The organism is Bradyrhizobium sp. SZCCT0231 (genome assembly GCF_018130245.1).
GTDB classification, from domain to species: Bacteria; Pseudomonadota; Alphaproteobacteria; order Rhizobiales; family Xanthobacteraceae; genus Bradyrhizobium; species Bradyrhizobium japonicum_F.
The window spans coordinates 147,416-164,664 of sequence record NZ_JAFCKP010000005.1; the positions used below are offsets into that span (position 1 = coordinate 147,416).

Here is a 17,249-nt window from a genome sequence, read left to right on the forward strand (position 1 = left end):
TGACACGAACCTCGGCGGCCCCAACGCGTTACGACAGCTTGCCGACGGCCTTTTCCAGGAGATCCCAGGCCTGATCGCCATACTTGCCCTTCCACTCGGCATAGAAGCCGGCAGAGCGCAGCTTGTCGCGGAACGGCGCCACGGCCGGCTGGTTGAAGGTCAGGCCCTTGCCCGCGAGCTCCTGCTGCAGGTTGGCGTTGAGCTTGGCGGTATCCTCTCGCTCCTTGACGGCGGCGGCGTTGATGTTCTTGGCGACGACGGTGCGCACGTCCTGCGGCAGCTTTTCCCAGGCTCTGCGGTTGGCCAGGAACCAGAAGCCGTCCCACATGTGGTTGGTCAGCGAGCAGTACTTCTGCACCTCGTAGAGCTTGGCGGTCGAGATGATCGCCAGCGGGTTCTCCTGGCCCTCGACGATCTTGGTCTGCAATGCCGAATAGACCTCGCTGAAATTGATCGAGGCGGGCGCCGCATCGAACGCCTTGAACATCGAGGTCCACAGCGGCGACACCGGGACGCGGATCTTGAAGCCCTTGAGGTCGTCAGGGCCGGTGATCGGCTTGGTCGACGACGTGGTCTGGCGGAAGCCGTTGTCCCAGATCTTGTGCATCACCTCGAGGCCGGCCTTCTTGATCTCGCCGCGGACATGGGCGCCGAGGTCGCCGTCCATGGCCTTCCAGACCGTGTCGTAGTCCGGGAACGCGAAGCCGATGCCGTTGATGGACGCCGCCGGCACCAGCGTCGACAGGATCAGGCCGGACAGCGTGAAGAACTCGACGCCGCCGGAGCGGATCTGGCTCAGCATGTCGGTGTCGGAGCCGAGCTGGTTGTTCGGGAAGATCTGGAGGTCGAACTTGCCGTTGGTCTCGGTCTTGATCGCTGCCGCCATCTCCTTGGCGCGCACGTTCAGCGGATGGGTGTCGGGCAGGTTATTGGCGTATTTGTAGGTGAACTCGGCGCTCTGGGCGCGGGCCACATGGGGCGCACCGAGGCCGCCCAGGACCGCGGTCGCGGCGGAGGCCTTGAGAAGCGTGCGTCGGGAAAAGCGCGTCGAAAAGACCATGGGTCTGCTTCCTCGGAAGGTTTGTTGTTGTTCTGAGATGCAAACCTATACGGACGGTCGGTCTTAAGGTCATCTGCGATCTCGCGAGGCCTCGCTTATTGCAGCCGGACAACGTCACGGCAATATCGGCTTTCGCTACATGGGGCCTGACAAAAAAATGCGAAAACAACCCCATGCACAGTAGCCGTCAAGCGCTCTGGACGATGGTCGAGCGCCAGACCGGAAACGGCGCTGGAGCGAAGGTGCAGTGATAGGAATTTCGCCTAAATATCTGATCCGATTGTATATAAAGATATTCCATAATATACCTTATGCGAATTATAGATAGGGCTGTGCCGATCCAGCCCTGCCGGTCAGATCCTCTCCGCATTGAGCTCGTATCGCCATCTTGCTCTTGCACCGGAGGACTGGCAGCCACTGCCCCGGCGAAGCCGCCGCGCGACTCGGCACGGCATCCGCAAGGTCTAGTCCGCCGACAGCGAGCGCAGCCAGGCCAGTCTCGAGATCGCTTGCTCCGCCAAGTGCTGCAGGCTTTCGACCCGGGCCGCATCGCTCGCGCGCTCGGCGCCGTCGAGGTAGCCGTCGACAAGGGCCTCGGCGATCTCCAGTGGATCCTTTCGTTCCATGGACGCCGGAAAGCTCCCCAGGCCCGCGGCGGCGGCCGCCATCTGGGTCGTTTGCTGGCGTATGTCCCGGGTCCGGGCGGCAGCCGGTCCGGTCAGGCGTTGTTCGAGTTCGCCGAGGTGCGCCACCAGGCGAAGCTCGAGGCTTTGCGCATCGATCGGCGGCTGGGGCGCGGCGGATGTTTTGGCGCCGCTCCGTTCTTGTTCGTGATGATAGGCGCGGCGCCTCTCCTTCCGCAGGGTGGCGACATGGACGAGTTCTTCCTTGGCCATGGCCTCGGACGCCTTCTTGACCTCGGGATCTCGCGAGTAGGCTGCGAGATAGGACCAGAAGGCGAAGGCACGTTCCTCGTTGCGGACTGCCATGGCGAGCGCGCGGTACGGCGTCATCAAGCGGGATGTTTTGACTTCAGCGGCCGCTTCCGGATCGAGGCGTTCGGGCGCTTCCCAGCGCACCAGAGCGGGATCCGGCCGCTTGCCACGCTGCGATTGCGACCACCTTGTGACGCTGTCCACGTGCTCGCGCTCGGCGGCAGCTAGTCGCGTGAACACGTCCGCAAGATCAGCCTTGCCTTGCCCGCGCATGTCTTCGGCAAGAGCATCATACCTATGCGCGGCCTCCTGCTCCATTGCATGCGCTAGCGCAAAGAGCTCGTCGAGAGACTCCAATACACCCGCGGGCTCAGCACTGAGCAATGAAGTGCGTAGAAATGGCATGGCAAGGTCTCCAAATGCAGACGTCTGGCTTGGTTCCGCGCGAGCACAATCCTTGCGCCGGGGTTGACAGATGCGGTTGCGCGCGATGAGTTTGGCACGTCAGCGGCGACAAATCATCGACGAAGAAGTTCAAGGCACACGCGGCCCAATTGGTCGCGCAAATCGCATTTGAAGCGACATGTCGAAGCGGCCGAAAGATACCGTCGTCGGGAGGCGTGCAGCGCTAGCGCTCGCAGGCTTGCTGCTGATGTGCCTGACTTATATTTCGCCCGCATGCGCCGCCGGCGATTTGCCGACCTACCTGCCGAAGATTGCGCCTGCGGATTTTTTCCCGGGCGCGGATCGCTTCGGCCCGCCACAAGGCGATCCGCCCATCGTGCCGGTCTATCGCGGCGACCAGCTCCAGGGATTTGTCTTCCTCAACTCCGATTTCGCGAATTCCGTCGGCTACTCGGGCAAACCAATTCACCTGCTGGCCGGCATCGACCCGAAAGGCGTCATCACCGGCCTCAAGCTCGTCGATCACAAAGAGCCGATCGTGCTGATCGGCATTCCGGAAGCCCGCATCATTGCCGCCGTCAACGCGCTGATCGGCAAGGACATGAAGCCTGTCGCAAGTGGCGCCGAGAAGCCGCCGCAGGTGGACATCGTGAGCGGCGCGACCGTCACCGTGCTGGTGATGGGCGACAGTATCGTCCGCGCGGCGTCCAAGCTCATCCGAAGCGGTCGCGTTGGGGGCGGCGACGGCGCGGCGGCTTCGGCAGCCCTGCCCCCTGTCATCAAGACGCTCGATCTCGAACACAGCGAGGTCCACGACTGGGAGAGCCTCGTCGGCGACGGTTCGATACGCCGGCTTCATCTCGGCATCGGCGACGTCAACGACGCCTTTGCGAAGTCCGGCAGCGCTGCGGCGAGCCAGTATCCCGAACCAGGCGACGCGGGCGACAGCTTCATCGACCTCTACGTGGCGCTCGTGAGCGCGCCCACGATCGGCCGCAGCCTGCTCGGTGAGGACGGCTATCAACGGCTGAAGCACAGCCTGAAGCCCGGGCAGCAGGCGATCGTCGTCGCCGGCAACGGGCCCTACTCCTTCAAAGGCTCGGCCTATGTTCGCGGCGGCATCTTCGATCGCATCGAGATCCTGCAGGAAGGCAACAGCACCCGCTTCCGCGACCGCAATCACACTCGGCTTGGCGCGCTGGACGCGGTCGATGCGCCCGAGTTCCGGGAAATCGGCCTGTTCGTCACGCCTCCTGAATTCACTCTGGATCCGACGCAGCCGTGGCAGCTTCAGCTGCTGGTGCAGCGGAGCCTCGGCGGCCGTGACAAGGCATTCCTGACCTTCGATATCAACTACGCCCTGCCCGACGGCTACATACGCCGCGAGCAGCGTGCTGTAACTGTGCCCGAGAGCGCGCCTCCCCCCTCGCAGGCAAAAGCTGCGGCCGCACCGCCCGCGGAGGCAGATGAGCCGCTCTGGATGCGGATCTGGCGGTCGAGCACTGTCTCGATCGGCATCACCGCGTTCATGCTCGCCGCCCTCACCGGCATCTTCTTCTTCCAAAATCTGCTTGTGCGCCGGCCGGTGTTATACACCTGGGTACGACGAGGCTATCTCGCCTTCGTTCTGGTCTGGCTCGGCTGGTACGCCAACGCGCAGCTCTCCGTCGTCAATGTCGTCACCTTCACCAATGCGTTGGTGACCGGCTTCCGCTGGGAATTCTTCCTGGCCGCTCCCCTGATCTTCATTCTGTGGGCCGCGACGGCCGGCGGGCTTCTGTTCTGGGGCCGGGGCCCGTTCTGCGGCTGGCTGTGTCCCTTTGGCGCATTGCAGGAGCTCACCAACACGGCCGCGAAATGGCTGAAGGTGCCGCAGATAACCGTGCCGTGGGGACTGCATGAGCGGCTATGGCCGATCAAGTACATCATCTTCCTCGGGCTGTTCGGCCTGTCGCTCTACTCCGTCGAGATGACCGAGCGATTCGCCGAGGTCGAGCCGTTCAAGACGGCGATCATCCTGAAGTTTTCACGGAGCTGGCCATTCGTGGCCTACGCCGTCGCGCTTCTCGTCATCGGCCTTTTCATTGAGCGCTTCTTCTGCCGCTACCTCTGTCCGCTCGGCGCGGCGCTTGCAATTCCCGGCCGCATCAGGACGTTCGAATGGCTCCGCCGCTGGGAAGAATGCGGGTCGCCCTGCCAACGCTGCGCCAAGGAATGCCCGGTGCAGTCGATCCACCCCGAGGGGCACATCAACGTCAATGAGTGCATCTACTGCATGCACTGCCAGGAACTCTATTACGACGATCACCGCTGCCCGCACATGATTCAGGTGCGGCTCAAGCGCGAGAAGTTCGCGGCCATGTCCTCCCCCTCGATGCGCTCGGGCGGCAAGGGTCCTGCGACCGTCATCACCGCCGGCGGCAAACCTGTCCGCGCTGCAGCCGCCATCTCTCCACCACCAAACTGAACCGGAAGCCGAGGAGGCAATCATGAGCGAGAACGATAGGGCAAAGGGCGGCGTCAGCCGACGAGCTGTGCTGGGAACGACGGCGGCTGCGGCGGGCGTGGGCCTTGCCGGCGGAGCAGTGATGAAGGACGGCTTCGTCTCGTCTGCGGACGCGCAGACCAAGAATGCTGCTCCGAAGGCTCCGGCTGCCCGGCCGGCGGTGCAGAAGGCCGAGGTCGCGCCCGGCGAGCTCGACGAATATTACGTGTTCTTCTCGAGTGGCCAATCCGGCGAGATGCGGGTCATCGGCCTTCCCTCGATGCGCGAGTTGATGCGCGTGCCGGTGTTCAACCGCTGTAGCGCGACCGGCTGGGGCCAGACCAACGAGAGTCTCAAGGTTCTGACGGAAGGGATGCAGCCCGCGACCCGCGAATTCCTCAAGACTCGCGGCGGCACGTTCATGAACGGCGACCTCCACCACCCGCACATTTCGTTCACAGACGGCACCTATGACGGTCGCTATGCTTTCATGAACGACAAGGCCAATAGCCGCGTTGCGCGCGTGCGGCTCGACATCATGAAATGCGACAAGATCGTCGAACTGCCGAACCAGCACACGGTCCACGGCCTGCGCCTGCAGAAATATCCGCGCACGGGCTATGTGTTCGCCAACGGTGAGGATGGCGTGCCGCTGCCCAATGACGGCAAGGTCCTCGACGATCCCAAGCGGTATCGCTCCATATTCAGTGCGATCGACGGCGACACCATGAAGGTGGCCTGGCAGGTGATCGTCAGCGGCAACCTCGACAATGTCGACGCCGACTATCAGGGCAAATACTGCTTCGCGACCTGCTACAACGGTGAGGAAGGCGTCACTCTCGCGGAAATGACCGCCAGCGAACAGGACTGGGTCGTCATCTTCAACATCAAGCGGATCGAAGAGGCCGTGAAGAAGGGCGACTTCAAGGAAATGAACGGCGTGCCTGTCATCGACGGCCGCAAGGGTTCGGCCTACACCCGCTACGTTCCGGTCTCGAACAATCCGCACGGCATGAACACGGCTCCGGACGGCATCCACGTCGTGGCGGCCGGAAAGCTCTCGCCCACCGTAACCGTGATGGACGTTCGCCTGTTCGATCAATTGTTCGACGACAAGATCAAGCCGCGCGACGTCGTCGTCGCGGAGCCCGAGCTTGGCCTCGGCCCGCTACACACCGCCTACGACGGCAAGGGCAACGCCTACACCACGCTGTTCCTCGACAGCCAGGTCTGCAAGTGGAACATCGACTTGGCCAAGCGGGCCTTCAAGGGTGAGAAGGTCAATCCCATCCTTCAGAAGCTCGACGTGCATTATCAGCCGGGCCACAACCACACCTCCATGGGACAGACCAAGGAGGCGGATGGAAAATGGCTCATCTCGCTGAACAAGTTCTCGAAGGACCGCTTCCTGAACGTCGGGCCTCTCAAGCCCGAGAACGATCAGCTGATCGACATTTCGGGCGATCAGATGAAGCTGGTGCATGACGGCCCGAGCTTCGCCGAGCCGCACGATGCGACCATCGTCCACCGCTCCAAGATCAACCCGATCTCGATCTATGACCGCGCGGATCCGATGTTTGCCGATGCGGTCAAGCAGGCCAAGGCCGACGGCATCAACCTCGAGGCGGATTCGAAGGTCATTCGCGACGGCAACAAGGTGCGCGTCTACATGACGTCAACCGCCCCCGCCTACGGCCTCGATCAGTTCCAGGTCAAGCAGGGTGACGAAGTGACCGTCTTCGTGACCAACATCGACGCCGTCGAAGACCTGACGCATGGCTTCTGTATCGTGAACTACGGCATCCAGATGGAAATCGGGCCGATGGCGACGGCGTCCGTGACCTTCACGGCCGACAAGGCGGGCGTCTATTGGTACTATTGCTCCTGGTTCTGCCACGCCATGCACATGGAGATGAAGGGCCGGATGTTCGTCGAACCGAAGTCGGTCTGATCGGAGCGACCTCGTGCGTCTCCTGTCACGCATGTTTCCGGCGGCGCTCGTCGCCGCCGGAATGTCCAGCTTCGCCGAAGCGGAGACCTTGACGGCTGCGCCTGGGCAGCCGTTGCAGGCGTTGCTGGATGGCGCGCGCGTTGGCGACGTCGTCAAGCTTGCACCGGGTGACTATCACGGCTCGATCCGGATCGACCGCCCCCTGCAGCTGGTCGGGACCGAGGGCGCGGTGCTCGACGGCGACGGCTCTGGCAACGTCATCACCGTCAGCGCGCCCGATGTCACCATCCGCGGTCTGACCATCCGGGCCTCCGGCCGCGATCTGCAGGCGATGAATTCCGGCATCTTCCTGCAGAAGACGGCCGAGCGCGCGACGATCGAGGACAACCGGCTGGTGGGAAACCTGTTCGGCGTCTATGTGCATGGCGCCAGGGGCTCCCGGGTCGTCCGCAACGAGATCGAGGGACTGCGCGGCGGGCGTCTCAGCGAGGCGGGCAACGGCGTTTCACTGTGGAATGCGCCCGACGTCACCATCGCGAACAACATTTTCCGCTACGGTCGCGACGGCATCTTCTCGATCTCCAGCAGCAAGGACCGCTTCGTCGACAACCGCTTCGAGCAGGTTCGCTTCGCGGTCCACTACATGTACACCAACGACAGCGAAGTCAGCGGCAACGTTTCGATCGGCAACCACGTCGGTTACGCGATCATGTATTCGAACCGCCTGGTGATCCGCGGCAACAGCTCCGATCGCGATCGCGACTATGGACTTCTCTTCAATTACGCGAACTACGCCCAGATCGAAGGCAACCGGGTCACGGGCGGCCCGCTGAACCCGATCATGCAGAAGACGGAGGATGGTCCGGACGACGAGCGAGGCATGCTTCCGCAGCCGAAGCGGGAGAGCACTCTCAGGACTGGCCCGGAGAAATGCGTGTTCATCTACAACACCAATCACAACAAGTTCCGCAACAACTGGTTCGAACGCTGCGCCATCGGAGTGCACTTCACGGCCGGCTCCGAAGGCAACGAAATCACGGGCAATGCCTTCGTCGGCAACGCCAACCAGGTGAAATATGTCGGCACCCGGCATCTGGACTGGTCGATCGGGGGACGCGGCAACTACTGGAGCGACAACCCTGCATTCGACCTGAACGGGGATGGAGTAGCCGACACGGCGTACCGGCCGAACGACCTGATCGATCGCGTGCTGTGGACGGCGCCCACTGCGAAGGTCCTGATCAACAGCCCTGCCGTCCAGGTGATCCGCTGGGCGCAAGCACAATTTCCGGCACTGCTGCCGGGCGGCGTGGTCGACAGCCATCCGCTGGTGGCACCACCGAAGAGCCGAGCCTCGAAGGAAACGCGATGACCGGCACGGTACGCGTCAGCGACGTCACCAAGGCATATGGCCAGATCAAGGTCGTGTGCGATGCCTCGTTCACGCTTGGCCAAGGCGAGCTGGTCGCCTTGATCGGCCACAACGGCGCCGGCAAGACGACGCTCATGAAGCTCATGCTCGGCTTGATCCGGCCGACCAGCGGCGCCATCGAGGTTCTCGGAGACAATCCCGCCGCCGGCGAGTTCGCGGGCCGACGACAGCTCGGCTATCTGCCGGAAAACGTCTCCTTCGACCCTGCCCTGACCGGCCGCGAGACGCAGGCCTTCTATGCCAGGCTGAAGCGGGAGCCGGTCGCCAAGGCCCTGGAGCTGCTTGACGCCGTTGGCCTCGGCGCCGCCAGCCGCCGCCGGGTCAACACCTATTCGAAGGGCATGCGCCAGCGGCTCGGGCTCGCGCAGGCGCTGCTGGGTCAGCCGCGCGTGCTGCTGCTGGACGAGCCGACCACCGGCCTCGATCCGGAGCTGCGGCAGGCCTTCTACGACATCATCGCGCGGCTCGCCGCCGGGGGCGCGACCGTGCTGCTGTCGTCGCACGCGCTCACCGAGCTCGAGGAACGCGCCGGCCGGGTGATCATCATGAACCGCGGCATCAAGGTCGCGGATGGATCGATCGACGAGCTGCGTCGCCTCGCCCGGCTGCCCACCAGGATCCGCCTCAGGGTCGCAGGGCTCGCTCCGAGCGAGCTGCCGGGCTGGGCGCCCAAGGACGCGACCTGCCGCCGTTTGAACGGCCACATCGTCGAGATCGACGCCGCGCCGGAGCGGAAGATCGAGCTGCTGCACCGTGCGACGGCCGCCGGCAATGCTGTCGAGGACGTCGATGTGGTCCCACCGACCCTCGACGAGCTCTACGCTCACTTCCTTCGGCAATCGGAGCAGGCGCCATGAACGTCCTGATCATCGCCGCCAAGGAAGTCCACCAGGCCATCCGCAATCGCTGGGTGCTGGCGGCAACGCTCCTGCTCGCAGGGCTCGCTTTGTCACTGACCTTTCTCGGCAGCGCGCCAACCGGAAACGTCGGCGTGCGCGCGCTGGACGTGGTCATCGTCAGCCTGTCGAGCCTGACGATCTTTCTCGTTCCGCTCATTGCGCTTCTGATCTCCCACGACGCCATCGTCGGCGAGATGGAGCGAGGGACGATGCTGTTGCTGCTGAGCTATCCGGTCGCGCGATGGCAGGTGCTGCTCGGCAAGTTCCTGGGCCACCTCGCCGTCCTCGGCTTTGCGACCTGTCTCGGCTATGGCGCGGCCGTCGGAGCGCTGGCAGCGACGGGTAGCGACATCGATAGCGATAGTCTCCTGGCCTTTGCGGCGATGGTCGGCTCCTCGGTGCTGCTCGGAGCTGCGTTCGTCGCCATTGGCTATCTGGTCAGCGCGCTCGTGCGCGACCGCGGAACGGCAGCCGGCATCTGCATCGGGTTGTGGCTGCTGCTGGTGCTGATCTACGACATGGCGCTGCTGGGCGTGCTTGCGCTCGACAAGGGACGCAGCATCTCGGCGAGCGTGCTCAACGCCCTGCTCCTGTCGAACCCGACCGACGCTTACCGGCTGATCAACCTGACCGGGTTCGCCAATGTCAGCACCTTCGCCGGCATGGCCGGCCTTGCTCAAAGCACGTCCCTGACGATACCGGTCCTTCTGACCGCCCTGCTCTGCTGGACGCTGCTGCCGCTGGGGCTGGCCGCACTCGCTTTCTCACGGAGGGAGCTATGAGGCGGCTGGCCATCGCTTGTGCCTTGCTGCTGCCGCTGGCGCTCGCGGGCTGCAACGAGAAGCAGGCTGTGAAGATCCCGCCGCCGCATCGGATGACGGCGGAGGACATCGGCCATTACTGCGGCATGAACGTGCTCGAGCACCCGGGCCCGAAGGGCCATATCTTCGCCACGAGCCTCATTCAGCCCGTCTGGTTCTCGTCCGTACGCGACACAATCGCCTTCACCATGCTGCCGGACGAGCCCAAGGACATCCAGGCGATCTACGTTTCCGACATGGGCAAGGCGCCAAACTGGGACCAGCCCGGCGCCGACAACTGGGTCGAGGCGCGCAAGGCGTTGTTCGTGATCGAGAGCCGGGTGAAGAGCGGCATGGGCGGGGACGAGGCCGTTCCGTTCTCGGACCGGGCGGCGGCGGAGAGGTTCGCCGGTGAGAACGGGGGCAGGATCGTCGGGTTCGACGAGGTGCCCCGCGATTATGTCCTGACATCGGCGAATGTCACCGGCGGCGCGGCGTCCGACGAAGCGGCCGAAGGCCCGCCGGGCGACCGCTCGAGGAGGATGCCATGATGCAAGCGCTGACGCGCCGACGCTTCATCCGGATCAGCGCCACGGCGGCGGGGCTCGGCCCCCTGTCCCTCGGACGTCCCGCTCGTGCCGAGGCTGCGCCGGTCACCTGGCGGGGCATGATGCTGGGGGCGGTCGCGACGATGGAGATCCACGACGACGACCGCCGCCGGGCCGAGCTCCTGATATCGCTGGCATGCGCCGAGGCGCGCCGGCTCGAGCGGCTGTTCAGCCTTTACCTCGACGACTCCGCCCTGGTCGAGCTGAACCGGAAGGGCATCCTGATTGATCCCGCCGCCGAAATGGTCGACCTGCTCTCGATCTCGCAGCATTACTCCACGCTGACCGGCGGTGTGTTCGATGTCACGGTGCAGCCGCTGTGGGACCTCTATGCCCGCCACTTCGCGCAGGATGACGCCAATCCGGCAGGTCCCGAGGCAGCCGAGGTCCAGACCGCGCTCGCGCGCATCGGTAGCGGCCGGATGTCGATCAGCCGCGACCGGATCGTGATGCCTCGGGGCATGGCCGTCACCCTGAACGGGATCGCGCAAGGTTACGTCACGGACAAGGTGGTCGACCTGCTGCGGGCGCACGGCATCGCTCGCAGTCTGGTCGACATGGGCGAGGCCCGCGCGATCGGCTCGCGTCCGGACGGACGCCCCTGGGACATCGGCATTGCCGATCCAGACATTGCAGACCGCACGCAGACGGTGCTGCCGATCGTCGACCGCGCTGTGTCCACCTCGGGCGGCTATGGCTTCCGGTTCGATTCCAAGGCGCGCTTCAACCACCTGTTCGATCCCCGGACAGGCGGCTGCGCTCTGCACCATCGCAGTGTGACAACGGTGTCCCGCAGCGCGACGGCCGCGGACGCATTGTCGACGGCGTTCAGCCTGATGCAGGAGGACGAGATTCGATCGTTGTTGCCGCGCGTCGATATCGATCGCGTGCATCTGATCGACGAGGCCGGCAAGTCGGTCGAGTTGGTCGCCTAGAGCATGATCCGGAAAAGTGTGCAGCGGTTTTCCCTCGCGACAAACGCGGAACGCGTTTGCGCGGAGATCATGCTCAAACAATAGCCTAAAGCGCGATGTCGATTCATCCTAATCGCATCGCGCTTTAGTCTGCCCAGATGGGCCGCGTTGTCCGGATCGACTTGCCGACGCTTCCGCAAGTGTCAGTCCCCGTCCCCTTCCGGGCCTTTGCCGCGCTGCAGGCGAACGATGTTGACCTCCGACGTCCCTGGTACGGCGCGAACGGCCGCAACGATGGTCGGGATGTCTTGGCCGGCGCCGGCGACAATCTCAAACGCGTAGGTCGTGCCGCGATCGGCCGTGTGCCGCAAAGACACGGAATTGACCCGCTCGGCAACGCGTCTCAGGGTCGTTTCGTACTGTGCGAATGCATCTTCGGCGCCCGTCGCCTTGACGCGCAGCGAGGGCGCGCGGGGTGTGCCGAATTTTATGCGCTCCAAAACGATCAGGAGGATCAGCACGAATACGCATCCGCCGGCGGTCAGAACGAACTGACCGCCTCCGATGCCAACGCCTGTTACGATCGATATGAAGACGAAGGTGAACTCTCGCGTGTCACGGACGATCGTTCGGAATCGGATGAGGCCCAGAAGGCCGATCAACGCGAAGGCGAACCCCTCGCCCATGGCCCTGTTGGCGTTGTCGAACGCCGTGGCCGAGCGGATCGTATGCATCACCAACGCTGTCAGCGGCACAATGACGACGCAGGCGTGAACGAACGAGGCCGAGAGCAACATCCCGCGGTAACCGCGCGCGTAAGCAAAGCCGATCAGCAGACCAAGCGCGATCGACAGGACCGTGGCGCCGAGAACGTACTCGATCTGTGGTGTCATCGCCGCTTATGCTCCCAAATCGACGACCATCGATTGCAACACGGGGATGATTGTTCCCTGGAGAAACTAGCGATAAAGTTGCAGGTCGAAAGACCCCTTTATAGGGCGTGCAGGAGCCCTGCGTCGATGCCGCACTCGCTGATCTGGCGGCACCGTGCTTTGGTAATTGTTCGAGCGTGATTCCGTCGTGAAATGAGTCTTCACCTGGCCGACGCCACCCGGGCGCGGCCAGGATTCTAGCGCAGCGGCAGCAGGTCCAGCTGGCTCTGCGCCTTCTTGACGGCAGCCGCGAACCAGCTCTGGCTCGGCGCTTCCCTGGCAAAGCACTTGGTGTAGGCGTCCATTGCCTGGTCTTCGCGGGCCATGGCGTCCTGCGGGATCTTCCTGGCCATCATCTGCTTCCAGACCTTCTCGCAGGCCGGGATCTCGGCCGTCCTCACGGCGTCGGTTGCGGCGAGATAGAAGATCTTGTCGCCCTGGATCGCAACCACGCCAATCTCGCTCGGCGGCCCCTTGAGCCCGCCATTGCCGCGCACGCCGAGCACAGCAACCGCCGCGCCCGCGCCGGCGGGCTTGGCGATCGGCAGGTCCGCATATTTCGCGAAGGCGGCGTCCTGAATGGCGTAATAATAGAAGCGGTCCGACCTGAGCGCCGCGCCGATCTCCTGCGGCATGCCGTCCTCGCGGTGCTCGGCAAGCCAGTGCTTGAGCAGCCCGGTCGTGGTCACCACCGCTTGTAGCTTGTCGCCTTCGGTGGCGAAACCGAGGCCGTCGAGATGACCGAAGCCGATGTCTCCCTTGAACAGCGTGTCGACGTTCGACTTGCCGTCGGCCGGAAGCCCCTTGATCGTGACCGGACCCACCAGTGCGCGCAGCGCGGTGGCGAGTTCCCTGAGCGCCGCGTCATGCTGCTTCGAGGTCTCTTCGCTCTCTTTGGCCTTCGAGAATTTGACGATATGGCGATCGCGCAGGTCGAGATAGTGCTGCTCGGGCGTGGCCGCATGGGCGCAGGACCCGAACACGAGCAGGCAGAGCAAGGCGAGCGATCTCATTGCAATTCCGGAAGACTGGGAGCGATCTCCAGTCTTTGTGCGGGCGCCGGGGGCGAAGGTTCATCCCTTGAATGCGGGTGCCCTACTCTGCCGGCGTGAGTTGCTGCCGGGTCAGGCGCATCGCGGCGGTCTCGCGCACGCGAACACGGGCGCGGCGCTTGCGCCACCAGATCACGACGCCGGTCACCGAGAGCGCCGCCACCACCAGCCCCATGACCGAGATCAGGATGCGCCCGAACAATCCGACGATACGGCCCGAATGCAGGGGAAACTGCGCCTGCACGAAGATGTCGGCGGCGGTGCCGATCCAGGGCAGCCGCTCGCCGATGGGGCGGCCGTCCTCGCTGTCGTAATAGAGCTGAGCCGGGCCGACACCGCCGGCGCCGTGGTCGTCGCCGGGGTGGAAGAAGGCGGCGGCATAGACGCCATGGGCCGGGCCGTAATTGATCGAACCGACCGGGATGGTCCACCCGCGCGCCTTGCCGTCGGCGGCGGCGCGCGCGGCGATGTCGGCGAAGGTGACCCTGGGCTCGATGGGATCATCGAGATCCCGATACGGCCGTTGCTCATAGGGCGTCGGCGTGTAGTTCGACACCATCTTCATCAGCGGTGAGAACACCTCGAAATAGAGGTTCAGCGAGAACGCCGTGAAGGCGATGATGAACAGCACGCCCCAGGTCCAGAGGCTGAAGGCGCGGTGAATGTCGAAATTGATCCGGTAGGCGCTGCCCGAGGTCTTGATGGTCCAGGCCGGCGCCCAGCGCGCCCAGAAGCCACGTTCGAGCTGGCGCGTGACGGCGGGCGCCCGCGCCGCCTTGGCGCGCCGGCGCGAGGGCAGCGTTAGGTAGAAGCCGACGAAGCAATCGATGGTCCAGATGATGGCGATGATGCCGAGCACGCGCATGCCCCAGCGGTCGCTGCCCCAGAATTCCGGGATGTGCATCGTGTAGTGCAGCTTGTAAAGGAACGAGACGAAGTTCTCGCGCGTCACGGGCCACACTGCTCCCCAATAGCGCCGGCCGAGCTCCGCACCGGTGTTGGGATCGAGGAAGACCTGATTGTAGTCGAGCGGGTAGCGCTTGCCGGTTGCGGGATCGATCCGCGGCATGACGAAGAACCACAGCGAGTGGCCCTGCTCCGGCGTCATGAAGAGATAGACGACGCGCGCGCGGGGATCGCGCTGCTCGATCATCTTGGCGAGCTCGATCGAGGGAATCGCCGGGCCCTTCGTCGAGACATCGAACAGATGGCTGTTCAGGACGTCGTCGATCTCGTGATCCCAGGAGATGATCGCGCCGGTGATGCCGGAGAAGAACAGGAATCCGGCCGTGAGCAGTCCCGCCCAACGATGCAGCCTGCCGAATATCGCTCTCATCGTCTTCCACTCTCATCCAGCGGGTCCGGCCCCCGGGGGGCCGGACCGTCTTCGATTTCACCAGCGATAGGTCAGCTTGCCGATGGCTTTCCGTCCCTCGGCATACATGCAGCCCGAGAGGCCATAGCACGCCGCGACGTAGCGCGTGTCCGCAAGGTTGGTGACGTTCAGCGACAGACGCCAATTCTCCCTGGTGTAGGCAAGGAGCGCGTCCAGCACCGTGGCTGATCCCACCTTGAACGTGTTGGCATCATCGCCCCACGTCGCGCCGACATAGCGAATGCCGCCGCCGATCTGCAAGCCCGCCAGCATGCCGTTCTGAAGCGTGTAGTCGCTCCACAACGAAGCGCGGTTGAGCGGCACAGTGACCGGCGCCTTGCCGACATTGACCGGGTCCTGCGTGACCATGGCATCGACATAGGCATAGGCCGCGCGCAAATTCCAGCCGTCGGCGAGCGACATCGAGCCTTCGAGCTCGACGCCGCGCGATTTTACCTGCCCGATCTGTTCGTAAAAGGTGGTTGCAGGCACGTACACAGCGACGTTGTCACGCGTCAGGTCGAAGGCGGCGAAGGTGAAAAGCGCGTTCCAGCCCAGCGGTTGATACTTGACGCCCACCTCGTACTGCACGCCGGTCTCGGGATCGAGCATCTGTCCGGACGGACTGGTCGCGAGCTGCGGCAGAAACGACTCGGAATAGCTGAAATAGGGAGCGATGCCGTTGTCGAAATTGTACATCACGGCGGCGCGGCCGGTGAAGGCCGAGGAGTCCTTCGAGGTGGAAGTATCGGCCGGCGGTAGATTGGTGTCGAGCTGCGTCGTCACGAAGTCCTGGCGGCCGCTGAGCTGGAACGAGAGCCGGCCGAGCTTGATCTGATCCTGCGCATAGAGGCCGAGCTGCGACTGCTTGATGCCTTTGTTGTCGTTCATGCCGCCGAGAGCCCAGTCGTAGCTGTAGACCGGGTTGAAGACGTTGATCTCCGGCGCCGACGTCGTGACGGCAAAGGCCGTATCGCGAAACGTGGTGTTGCGATAGTCGAGCCCGACCAGGGTGGTATGGCTGAGGATGCCGGTGGTGAACTTGCCCTGGAGCTGGTTGTCCACCGCGAAGGAGTTGATGTAGGAATTGCTGTAGCTGCCGAAACGCCCCAGCTGCCCCGCCGCCTCGTCGGTGTATCCGGTGCCGTAGAAGGTCTTTTCCTCGTTGTGCTGATAGGCGTAGCGCAGGTTCTGCCGGAACGTGATGTTGTCGGTGAAATTGTGCGACAGCTGATAGCCGGCGGTTGCGATCTCGGTGTTGAACGCGTTGAAGCTCGGCACGCCCGCGAAGAACGAGACCGGGATGGTGCGGCCGTTGTTCGGCCACACCGTGCCCGAGGCCGGCAGGAACTGCAGGCCCCACCCGGCCCGGTCCCGCTGGTAGTTGGCGAGCAACGTGATCGACGTGTCCTCGTTCGGCTTGAACGTGACCGCGGGCGCGATGAAGACGCGGTTGTCCTTGGTGAAGTCGACCTGGGTCTCGCCGTCGCGGACGACGCCGGTCAGGCGCCACAGCACGGTGCCTTCCTTGTTGGCGGGGCCGCCCATGTCGAACTGGCCCTGATAGCGGTTGAAGCTGCCGCCGGAGATCGAGACTTCCCCGAACTGCTGCGCGGTCGGCAGCTTGGTCACGTAGTTGAGGATGCCGCCGGTGCCGCTGCCGCCATACATCGCCGAGGACGGCCCCTTGAGAATCTCGAGCCGCTCGGCGCCATAGGGATCGAGGCCGTTGAAATGCACGTAGACGCTGGAGGGAATCCGCAAACCGTCGATGTAGAGGCCCGACATGGTCGTGTCGAAGCCGCGAATCTGGAGAGCGCCGAAGCGGGTGTCCGAGCCGCCATTGACGTCGCCACTGACGCCGGCGGTGTAGCGCAGGGCCTCGCCGATCGAGACCGCGCCCTGGTTCCTGATCTGATCGGTGGTGACGACGGACACCGACTGCGGCGTTTCGATCAGCGGCGTGTCGGTCTTGGTGGCGGTGCCGCTGCGCGTCGCGACGAAACCGCGCACCGGACCATTGGCGCGTTCGCCCGTGGCGCCATTCGATGATGCCGACTGGGTTGGCGCGGCCTGCTGCGCCGGAGCGCGACGATTGGCGCGCGCGGTGCGTGTCGCCGCCGCCCTTCGCGACGAAGCAATCGCCGCCGGACGGGCGCGCTGTGCTGGCGCTTCCACGGTGACTTCAGGAATTTGCGTCTGCGCCTCCACGGAACCGAAGGGAACGACAAGGGAGAATGTGCTGACCGCTCCGAGGAAAAACACCTGAATCTGTCGACGACGCGTGTCGCCACGCGAAGAAAATTGGAAGTCGGTCACGTCTTTCGAGGCCCCACGCACTGCCGGCTTCGCCGGTATCGTTTTTGATGCCCCGCCCTAACTCAGGCGGTTTTCGAGCGCG

13 protein-coding genes are annotated in these 17,249 nt (G+C 64.1%); 7 read left to right on the forward strand and 6 right to left on the reverse strand.

Translation table 11 applies throughout. The features are described 5' to 3' along the window. Positions 1–28 precede the first annotated feature (28 nt). Complete coding sequence (locus JQ566_RS15750; protein WP_212373298.1) at positions 29–1,060, reverse strand: TRAP transporter substrate-binding protein; 1,032 nt, start codon at positions 1,058–1,060, stop codon at positions 29–31. 464 nt (positions 1,061–1,524) lie between these two features. Then, entirely contained in the window at positions 1,525–2,400 is an 876-nt protein-coding gene (locus tag JQ566_RS15755) for a ferritin-like domain-containing protein (protein ID WP_212373299.1), read from the reverse strand. A gap of 178 nt (positions 2,401–2,578) precedes the next feature. Between JQ566_RS15755 and JQ566_RS15760 the strand changes: the two genes are divergently transcribed. The 7 genes from JQ566_RS15760 to JQ566_RS15790 are packed head-to-tail and all read left to right on the forward strand — an operon-like array spanning position 2,579 to position 11,510. Beyond that, positions 2,579–4,867, forward strand: coding sequence for a 4Fe-4S binding protein (locus JQ566_RS15760; RefSeq protein ID WP_212373300.1), 2,289 nt, complete (start codon positions 2,579–2,581; stop codon positions 4,865–4,867). A 22-nt stretch (positions 4,868–4,889) separates the two neighbouring features. Further along, complete coding sequence (gene nosZ, locus JQ566_RS15765) at positions 4,890–6,836, forward strand: TAT-dependent nitrous-oxide reductase (RefSeq protein WP_212373301.1); 1,947 nt, start codon at positions 4,890–4,892, stop codon at positions 6,834–6,836. 31 nt (positions 6,837–6,867) lie between these two features. Next, a complete protein-coding gene (locus tag JQ566_RS15770) occupies positions 6,868–8,208 on the forward strand; it encodes a nitrous oxide reductase family maturation protein NosD (protein WP_434057823.1) in 1,341 nt (446 codons plus the stop codon). Further along, positions 8,205–9,125 (forward strand): ABC transporter ATP-binding protein, encoded by a 921-nt coding sequence (locus tag JQ566_RS15775; protein ID WP_212373304.1) that lies wholly within the window; start codon positions 8,205–8,207, stop codon positions 9,123–9,125. The genes JQ566_RS15770 and JQ566_RS15775 overlap by 4 nt, the downstream gene beginning before the upstream one ends. Continuing rightward, complete coding sequence (locus JQ566_RS15780) at positions 9,122–9,949, forward strand: ABC transporter permease (RefSeq protein WP_212373306.1); 828 nt, start codon at positions 9,122–9,124, stop codon at positions 9,947–9,949. The genes JQ566_RS15775 and JQ566_RS15780 overlap by 4 nt, the downstream gene beginning before the upstream one ends. Continuing rightward, positions 9,946–10,518, forward strand: coding sequence for a nitrous oxide reductase accessory protein NosL (locus tag JQ566_RS15785; RefSeq protein ID WP_212373308.1), 573 nt, complete (start codon positions 9,946–9,948; stop codon positions 10,516–10,518). Before JQ566_RS15780 ends, JQ566_RS15785 begins: the two co-directional genes overlap by 4 nt. Further along, the gene (locus JQ566_RS15790) at positions 10,515–11,510 is read left to right on the forward strand and encodes an FAD:protein FMN transferase (RefSeq protein ID WP_212373310.1); all 996 of its coding nucleotides are present in this window, start codon (positions 10,515–10,517) and stop codon (positions 11,508–11,510) included. The genes JQ566_RS15785 and JQ566_RS15790 overlap by 4 nt, the downstream gene beginning before the upstream one ends. Before the next feature lie 182 nt (positions 11,511–11,692). On the opposite strand, the gene JQ566_RS15795 is transcribed toward JQ566_RS15790, so the two are convergent. The 4 genes from JQ566_RS15795 to JQ566_RS15810 form a co-directional block, all read right to left on the reverse strand. Continuing rightward, positions 11,693–12,382 (reverse strand): DUF4956 domain-containing protein, encoded by a 690-nt coding sequence (locus JQ566_RS15795; RefSeq protein WP_212373312.1) that lies wholly within the window; start codon positions 12,380–12,382, stop codon positions 11,693–11,695. A gap of 236 nt (positions 12,383–12,618) precedes the next feature. After that, positions 12,619–13,434, reverse strand: coding sequence for a hypothetical protein (locus JQ566_RS15800; RefSeq protein WP_212373314.1), 816 nt, complete (start codon positions 13,432–13,434; stop codon positions 12,619–12,621). Between the two features lie 82 nt (positions 13,435–13,516). Beyond that, positions 13,517–14,809 (reverse strand): siderophore utilization protein FsrB, encoded by a 1,293-nt coding sequence (gene fsrB / locus JQ566_RS15805; RefSeq protein WP_212373315.1) that lies wholly within the window; start codon positions 14,807–14,809, stop codon positions 13,517–13,519. Between the two features lie 57 nt (positions 14,810–14,866). Beyond that, entirely contained in the window at positions 14,867–16,861 is a 1,995-nt protein-coding gene (locus JQ566_RS15810; RefSeq protein WP_212373572.1) for a TonB-dependent siderophore receptor, read from the reverse strand. Positions 16,862–17,249 lie beyond the last annotated feature (388 nt).

Bases quoted from the DNA above. Each gene is read 5' to 3' on its own strand.
- JQ566_RS15800 (WP_212373314.1), bottom strand. From the start codon at position 13,434: ATGAGATCGCTCGCCTTGCTCTGCCTGCTCGTGTTCGGGTCCTGCGCC.
- JQ566_RS15750 (WP_212373298.1), bottom strand. From the start codon at position 1,060: ATGGTCTTTTCGACGCGCTTTTCCCGACGCACGCTTCTCAAGGCCTCC.
- JQ566_RS15755 (WP_212373299.1), bottom strand. From the start codon at position 2,400: ATGCCATTTCTACGCACTTCATTGCTCAGTGCTGAGCCCGCGGGTGTA.
- JQ566_RS15795 (WP_212373312.1), bottom strand. From the start codon at position 12,382: ATGACACCACAGATCGAGTACGTTCTCGGCGCCACGGTCCTGTCGATC.
- JQ566_RS15790 (WP_212373310.1), top strand. From the start codon at position 10,515: ATGATGCAAGCGCTGACGCGCCGACGCTTCATCCGGATCAGCGCCACG.
- JQ566_RS15760 (WP_212373300.1), top strand. From the start codon at position 2,579: ATGTCGAAGCGGCCGAAAGATACCGTCGTCGGGAGGCGTGCAGCGCTA.
- fsrB (WP_212373315.1), bottom strand. From the start codon at position 14,809: ATGAGAGCGATATTCGGCAGGCTGCATCGTTGGGCGGGACTGCTCACG.
- JQ566_RS15785 (WP_212373308.1), top strand. From the start codon at position 9,946: ATGAGGCGGCTGGCCATCGCTTGTGCCTTGCTGCTGCCGCTGGCGCTC.
- JQ566_RS15780 (WP_212373306.1), top strand. From the start codon at position 9,122: ATGAACGTCCTGATCATCGCCGCCAAGGAAGTCCACCAGGCCATCCGC.
- nosZ (WP_212373301.1), top strand. From the start codon at position 4,890: ATGAGCGAGAACGATAGGGCAAAGGGCGGCGTCAGCCGACGAGCTGTG.
- JQ566_RS15775 (WP_212373304.1), top strand. From the start codon at position 8,205: ATGACCGGCACGGTACGCGTCAGCGACGTCACCAAGGCATATGGCCAG.
- JQ566_RS15770 (WP_434057823.1), top strand. From the start codon at position 6,868: ATGTTTCCGGCGGCGCTCGTCGCCGCCGGAATGTCCAGCTTCGCCGAA.